This is a genomic window from Tsukamurella ocularis, assembly GCF_965138335.1.
Lineage (GTDB): Bacteria > Actinomycetota > Actinomycetes > Mycobacteriales > Mycobacteriaceae > Tsukamurella > Tsukamurella ocularis_A.
Window position 1 is genome coordinate 1 of sequence record NZ_CBCSDV010000063.1, and the last position, 6,292, is coordinate 6,292.

The following is a 6,292-nucleotide window of genomic DNA, read 5'->3' on the forward strand; positions in this document are numbered from 1 at the left end:
TACCTCAACACCATCTACNTCNGNNCCGCGGCGCCCTGGCCGCTCNGCGGAACCACCGGGAACTGCGTGGTGGGCGCCGCCNGCGGCGTCGCGGNGCGNGNCGGGGTGGGGCCTCCGGGCCGCGGNGGNCCTCCGGCCGCCCCGTTCCGCTCGTCCTTGTCACCCGGGTTCGTCACCGCTGCTTCTCCGCTCGTCTCTTCATCGTCTCGTACGTTCCGTGCCGGCCCCGGCTCGCGCCGTCGGCGCCGTTCAGCCCGGTGCCGCGCGACGCTTGCGCCGTGGCCGCGGGGGCAACCCCGCGACGTAGGACTGCACCAGATGATTCCAGTTGCACGACCTGCAGACTTCCACGACATGCACGGAGAACTCCACCCGTGTGGATTCCAGCTCGCTGAGCTCCGCATCCGTGCGGGCCGAACCCGAGGCCGGACCGAGGGAGTCGCCGAACACCCAGGACACCAGGGTCAGCTGTTCCTTCCGGCAGATCGGGCAGAGCACCTCGGAGGGACGGCCGTGGAACTTGGCCGCTCGCAGCAGGTACGGGTCGGCATCGCACACCGCTTTCACCGCCGTGCGCCCGGCGTTGACCGACGCGAGCAGCGATCGCCGCTGCAGCGCGTAGTCCACCGTTTGCCTCTGCGTCCGCACGGATCCAATGTACGTGTCCGGGCGCGGCGACGCCGCGACAAGGGCATACCGCCCAGGACCGTCCGCCCCGGTCGCGCGCTCGCGGCGCAGCGCACCGCCGCCTGTCGTTCACCCTCGGTTCACCGCTGAGGTATCGTCCTATATATCGGCGCGATACAACTGCCGATCGATTGATGAGATAGATCCACTCGCGTCAGCCGCCCGGCTCGGCGCCGCGCCACGGAAGGAGGCGGCAGTGCTCGAACTCGCGGTTCTGGGTCTGCTGCACGACTCCCCCATGCACGGCTACGAGATCCGCAAGCGACTGACAGAACTGCTGGGCCCGTTCCGCGCGTTCTCCTACGGATCGCTGTACCCCGCCCTGCGCCGCGCGCAGGACGCCGGGTACATCGCCGAGGAGGACGGACCGGGCCCGTCGAAGCGCCGCGCGCGCCGTGTCTACGGCCTGACCCCGGCCGGCAAGGAGCGGTTCTCCGCCCTCGTCGCCGACACGGGGCCGCAGAACTACACGGACGACGGGTTCGGCGTGCATCTCGCCTTCTTCACGGCCACTCCCGCCCAGGCCCGGCTGCGCATCCTCGAGGGTCGCCGCCGGCAGGTCGAGGAGCGGCGCGAGGAACTCCGTAGGGCCCTCGCGGCCGGCGGGACCAGCGAGACGTACACGCGGCAGTTGCACGAGCTGGGACTGGAAACGACGGAGCGCGAGGTGCGGTGGCTCAATGAGCTGATCGCCGCCGAGTCCCGCTCCGACGTGAAGACCGACACCGACTGAAGGGAACAACGGTGACTGACAACTCCACCAAGGTGCGCGTCGCGATCGTCGGCGTGGGCAACTGCGCCTCGTCGCTCGTGCAGGGCGTGCACTACTACAAGGACGTGGCCGACGACGCCACCGTTCCGGGCCTGATGCACGTGAAGTTCGGCCCGTACCACGTGCGCGACGTCGAGTTCGTCGCCGCGTTCGACGTGGACGGCAAGAAGGTCGGCTTCGACCTCTCCGACGCGATCAACGCCTCCGAGAACAACACCATCAAGATCGCCGACGTGCCGCCCACCGGCGTCACCGTGCAGCGCGGCCACACCCTCGACGGCCTGGGCAAGTACTACCGCCTGACCATCGAGGAGGCGCCGGGCGAGGGTGTCGACGTCGTGCAGGCGCTCAAGGACAACGAGGTCGACGTCCTCGTGTCCTACCTGCCCGTGGGCTCCGAGGAGGCCGACAAGTTCTACGCGCAGTGCGCGATCGACGCGGGCGTGGCCTTCGTCAACGCGCTGCCCGTCTTCATCGCCTCCGACCCGGAGTGGGCCGCGAAGTTCCGCGACGCGGGCGTCCCGATCGTCGGCGACGACATCAAGAGCCAGGTCGGCGCCACCATCACCCACCGCGTGATGGCGAAGCTGTTCGAGGACCGCGGCGTCACGCTGGACCGCACGTACCAGCTCAACGTCGGCGGCAACATGGACTTCAAGAACATGCTCGAGCGCGACCGCCTCGAGTCGAAGAAGGTCTCCAAGACCCAGGCCGTCACGTCGAACCTCAACGGCCCGCTGGCCGGCAAGGTGCACGACAAGAACGTGCACATCGGCCCGTCGGACTACGTGGAGTGGCTCGACGACCGCAAGTGGGCGTACGTGCGCCTCGAGGGCCGCGCCTTCGGCGACGTGCCGCTGAACCTGGAGTACAAGCTCGAGGTCTGGGACTCGCCCAACTCGGCCGGCATCATCATCGACGCCGTGCGCGCCGCGAAGATCGCCAAGGACCGCGGCATCGGCGGCCCCGTGATCCCCGCCTCGGCGTACCTCATGAAGTCGCCGCCCGAGCAGATCGCCGACGACGTCGCGCGCAAGCAGCTCGAGGAGTTCATCATCGGCGCGGACTAGTCCCCGCCCGGCCGGCAGGTCCGGCCGCATCGTGGAACCGGGTTCGCCCGGCCACCGTCGCAGGGCCCGTCACCACTCGGTGACGGGCCCTCGTCGTGCCCGGCGCACCGCGCTACGCCCTGGGTGAAAAGTCCGAATCGCTCAGCTTCTCGTCAGCCGCGGGCCCGTCGTCCTCGGTACCGTCGGGTCATGGACCCCGTGCTGATCCTCATCGCCGTCGTCGCCGTCGCGCTCGTCGTGGCGCTCGTGATCCGCGGCAACCGGAACCGGTCCACCGCGCTCGCCGACGCGCAGGCCGACGCCCGCGCCGCCATCGACCGGCTGGCCGGCCAGGTGAACAACCTCGTCGGCTCGAACGACGCGGCCCGCCAGGCCCTCGCCGACGCGGGCGAGCGGTACACGGCCGCGGGCGCCCAGGTCGGCGGCGCGAACACGCCCGCGCAGGCGCGACTGGCCAAGCAGACCGCGCTCGAGGGCCTCTACTACGCGCGGGCGGCCCGGGTCGCGATGGACCTCGACCCCGGCCCGCCCATCCCGGAGCTCGACGGCCAGCGCACCGCCGGCTCCGTCACCGAGGACCGGACGGTGGACGTCGACGGTCGCGCGCTCACGGCCTCGCCGGCGCCGTCCGATCGCACCCCCAACTACTACCCGGGCGGCGTCGTGGCCGGCCGGCCGGTGCCCGCGGGCTGGTACAGCGAGCCGTGGTGGAAGCCCGCGCTCGTCGCGGGTGCGTGGGGCGTGGGCAGCTACCTGCTGTTCAGCTCGATGTTCGCGGGCATGGCCGGGGTCGGNNNGGNCGTCCTCGCCGATCCGGNGGNCGACGGTGCCGNNGCCGGGGANTTCGGCGGCGACGACGCCTCCGACGGCGGCGGCTTCGGGGACTTCGGCGGCGGGGACTTCGGCGGCGGGGACTTCGGCGGGGGCGACTTCGGCGGCTTCTGACCCCGGTCGTCCCGCCGCGCCGGCTGCTACTGCTGCTGCCCCAGCTGCTGCTGGATCGACGCGCTGATCTCGCGCAGCCCGCCCGGCGAGAGGCCGGGGAGCTGCCCGGTGATGTTGCGGACCACGTGCCGGTCGTCGAGCACCTTCTCACTCGACTGCACGAGCACCGTGCCCGATCCGGTGAAGTCGAACTGCCGCTCCTCGCCCGAGCTCACGCCGAGGGCCCGCCCGGCCGCGGCGACGAAACTCGTCACCCACGCCTGGTCGTAGTGGTGGCTCGGCGACGGGCAGTCCGCCCAGCCGACGAGCGCCTCGGGGTCCACCCGCACGGGCGGCTCGACGAACATGACCTGCCCGTTCGACGACGCGAGGAACCGGCCGGTGCCGATCAGCGTCACGAAACCCGGCACGATCGACTGCTGCAGCGAGAGGTTCGGCTCGAACGCCAGCAGGTTCGCGGCGCGGATCGTCAGGTTGCCGTCGTCCTCGAGGTCGTAGGCGTTGATGTCGTTGCCGCGGTCGCCGATGATCAGCTTGCCGTGCCCCTCGGCCACGACGTAGTCGCCGAGATACAGCGGCGCGGAGAACTGCTGCGCCACCATCTGCAGCAGTTGCCCCTGCAGGCCGTGCTGCAGCGAGGTGAATCTCATCTGCCCGTAGTGCGCGATCATCGCGCCCTTGGACAGGAACCAGGGCTTGGTCAGGTCGATGCAGTACGAGTACTGGTTGCCCGGGACGTTGTCGCCGCCCGCGGGCAGCGTGTGCGGATTCCAGACCGTGTCGAGCTCACTCACAACCGGTGCTCCGATGCTTGGACGTAGACCACACCCTGGCCGGTGCAGTCGAGCTGGAAGGCCTCGCCGCCGGTGCGCCCCATGTTCCGCAGGCTCACGGTGGAGCGCAGGTTCGTCTGGACCGGGCCGAGCGCGGCGGCGAAGGCCTGCGGGTCGACGGTGACCGGACGGTTCGGGCCGACCTCCAGGGTGAGGAAGCCGCCGTGCCCGAGGATGACGGCCGCGCCGACGCCGCTGAGCTGCGTGGTGAACATGCCCTGGCCCGTCGCGACGCCGCTCGCCGCGGACCGGAGCGCGCCCATGAGCCCGCCGCCGCCACCTCCGCCCGATGCCGCGGTGGACACGATCGAGGCCTGCAGGCCCTGCGTGTACGCGAGCAGCCGGGACGCCTCGACGCGGAGATCGCCGCCCTGCGGCATCTCCACCACCTCGACCTCCAGGCCGCGGAAGCCGTAGTGCACCGTGCCGTGGCCCTGCGCGACCATCGTCGCCTCGTGCTCGCCCTGCATCATCCGCCCCGCCATGCCCGCGAGGCCGGCCATGCCGCCGCCCATGCCCGGGATCTGGTGCGGCTGGAAGAAGACCTGGCCGGTGTAGAAGAGCATCGCGCCGCGCCGTGCGATGACGGGGCCCGAGCGCGCGAGGTCGATGGAGACGACCTTGCCGTTGACCTTGGTGAACACCGCGCCTACCTCTCCGCCGGCTGGATGGAGACCACGCCGGAGCCGTCCCAGCGCAGGGAGAAGGCCTCGCCGCCGCCCTGGCCCACGACGGACCGCCAGGACACGTCGGTCACGAAGGACTGGGAGAGCTGCCCCCGCGCGCACACGAAGGCGTCGGGGTCCACGACCAGCGGGTACTGCGGCGAGACCTCGAGGTGGATCAGCGGCCCGCCGAGCGAGAGCAGCGCGACCTGGCCGTGCCCCGTCACCGTCGTGGTGAACAGGCCCTGCCCGGACGCCCCGCCGCGCAGGCCCGCGAAGGTCACGTTGGTCGACAGTTGCGGCGTGAGCGCGAGCAGCTGCTGCGATTCGACCTGCAGCGTCTCGCCGTTCAGGTCCACGACGGTGACGGTGGCCGCGTCCTGGGCCAGGTACACCACCCCGGTGCCGGTGCACTCCATGAGCGACAGGCCCTCCCCGGTGGCGCGGCGCTTGAGCCCCGCCACCACGCCGTCGCCACCGCCGAAGCCGGCGGACTTGAAGGCGACCTGGCCCTCGTAGGCGATCATCGAGCCGCTCAGCGCGCGGATCGAGCTGTTGTTCAGGTGCGCCTCGACGACCCGTTTGGTCTTCGACACGAGCTGCATGGGCTCCCCTCCCCCTCGTCGTCCGCCACTTTAGGGCGTCATTTCCGCCCCGGCGTGAAGTTCAGCCCCCAGTTGTAGGCCTCGGCCACGGCGCGCTGCGAGCCGTGGATGTACTGCACCTCGCGCGTCACGGTGAGCTCGCCGTTCACCACGTGCAGCTGCGCGATGGCGCAGGAGATCGCGCGCCGGTCCGGGTTGTCGAGGTGCACCTCCACCTCGGGCCCGCCGGGCGGGAACAGGGTGACGACGCCGTTCGCGGACGCCCAGTTCGGGGTGCCCTCGTAGATGTAGGCGAAGATCAGGATCCTCACGAAGTCGTCGAGGTGCGCCAGGTTGATGTGCAGGTTCTCGCCGCCCTGCGAGCGGCCGGATCGATCGTCGGCGTCGAGCTGGATGAACGGCGGCCGGTCGATGCTGCCGAAGGCGTTGCCCAGGGCCTGCACGCCGCCCCGGTCGCCGTTGCGGAGTTCGTAGAAGCAGGCCAGGTCGAGGTCCACCGCGTTCCCGCCGCCGAACAGGCCCTTGCGGCCCTGCGTCCAGTTCAGGTTGACGCGCATCGTGCCGGTCGGCCGCTCGGAGGACTTCGCGAGCGAGACCGTGGGCGCGGATTTGGTCAGCGTGATCTTGGAGAGGTTCACCCGGGGCGCGGCCGCCGGGGCGGGCGCCGGCGGCTGTTGATGGGCCGGCTGCGCCGGGGGGTACGACGGTGCCGGGG

The 6,292-nt window shown here is 71.1% G+C and carries 8 protein-coding genes; 3 read left to right on the plus strand and 5 right to left on the minus strand.

Annotated features, from left to right (window positions below; all coding sequences use genetic code 11):
- Positions 1-249: 249 nt before the first annotated feature.
- Positions 250-648 (minus strand): DUF5318 family protein, encoded by a 399-nt coding sequence (locus tag ACNAYW_RS24480; protein WP_126195720.1) that lies wholly within the window; start codon positions 646-648, stop codon positions 250-252.
- Between the two features lie 235 nt (positions 649-883).
- Here ACNAYW_RS24480 and ACNAYW_RS24485 point away from each other — a divergent pair, with 235 nt between their 5' ends.
- The 3 genes from ACNAYW_RS24485 to ACNAYW_RS24495 form a co-directional block, all read left to right on the plus strand.
- Positions 884-1,420, plus strand: coding sequence for a PadR family transcriptional regulator (locus ACNAYW_RS24485; RefSeq protein ID WP_415852202.1), 537 nt, complete (start codon positions 884-886; stop codon positions 1,418-1,420).
- A gap of 11 nt (positions 1,421-1,431) precedes the next feature.
- Positions 1,432-2,529 carry an inositol-3-phosphate synthase gene (locus tag ACNAYW_RS24490; RefSeq protein WP_068526205.1) on the plus strand — a complete coding sequence of 366 codons (1,098 nt, stop codon included), beginning with the start codon at positions 1,432-1,434 and terminating at the stop codon, positions 2,527-2,529.
- Between the two features lie 189 nt (positions 2,530-2,718).
- Positions 2,719-3,323, plus strand: a 605-nt coding sequence (locus ACNAYW_RS24495; RefSeq protein ID WP_415852203.1) for a DUF1542 domain-containing protein, incomplete at its 3' end; no start/stop codon positions are given.
- A gap of 177 nt (positions 3,324-3,500) precedes the next feature.
- Here ACNAYW_RS24495 and ACNAYW_RS24500 read toward each other — a convergent pair.
- The 4 genes from ACNAYW_RS24500 to ACNAYW_RS24515 form a co-directional block, all read right to left on the minus strand.
- The gene (locus tag ACNAYW_RS24500) at positions 3,501-4,268 is read right to left on the minus strand and encodes an AIM24 family protein (protein ID WP_415852204.1); all 768 of its coding nucleotides are present in this window, start codon (positions 4,266-4,268) and stop codon (positions 3,501-3,503) included.
- Complete coding sequence (locus tag ACNAYW_RS24505) at positions 4,265-4,951, minus strand: AIM24 family protein (protein WP_415852205.1); 687 nt, start codon at positions 4,949-4,951, stop codon at positions 4,265-4,267. Before ACNAYW_RS24505 ends, ACNAYW_RS24500 begins: the two co-directional genes overlap by 4 nt.
- 5 nt (positions 4,952-4,956) lie before the next feature.
- The gene (locus tag ACNAYW_RS24510) at positions 4,957-5,577 is read right to left on the minus strand and encodes an AIM24 family protein (RefSeq protein WP_415852206.1); all 621 of its coding nucleotides are present in this window, start codon (positions 5,575-5,577) and stop codon (positions 4,957-4,959) included.
- Positions 5,578-5,615: 38 nt separating this feature from the next.
- Positions 5,616-6,292, minus strand: a 677-nt coding sequence (locus ACNAYW_RS24515) for a TerD family protein (RefSeq protein WP_415852207.1), incomplete at its 5' end; no start/stop codon positions are given.